The 475-nt window shown below is 37.1% G+C and carries 1 pseudogene; it reads left to right on the top strand.

Annotated features, from left to right (window positions below):
- A pseudogene (locus C1I60_RS24670) lies at positions 1 to 475 on the top strand (DNA-binding protein); the annotation flags it as partial.

Raw genomic sequence — 475 nt, 5'->3', positions numbered from 1 at the left:
AGCTTTACAAAAGAAAGGATATATTAAGGAGGCAAAGGCAGAGCTTGAGGGCTATGCAGATTTAAGCTGGTTTAAAGGGCTTGATTTAGAAGGAGAAGCAGATGTAGAGCAATTCCGTTTGTGGGCTAAAGCCAACTCGTATACTTTAGATTTACTATTGGGAAATAGAGATATCCTTCCTGAGTATATTGCTTTCCTTGAAAATCACCCTGAAGAAGTAAGTTCTGGACTCATAACCATACTAGAAGCTGCTAATAAGTATAATTTTGATGTAGACTCTATCATTGACAAATACTCAGAGCGAATAAAGAGGTTACAGGAGTCTGAGGATGTTAAACAAATGACCTATTATTATTGTTACATGTATCAGCTCGCCATTTACCATTACAGACGTGGGAGAATACTAAAAGGGCAAAAGGACACCCTTAATTATCTTTCATTATCCAAGCAAAGAAATTGGTTTAAGCCACCAGTT

The organism is Paenibacillus terrae (assembly GCF_005217525.1).
Classification (GTDB): Bacteria; Bacillota; Bacilli; order Paenibacillales; family Paenibacillaceae; genus Paenibacillus; species Paenibacillus terrae_C.
The sequence above is the reverse complement of the archived record's forward strand: the minus strand, read 5'-3'. Positions and strand labels throughout refer to the sequence as shown.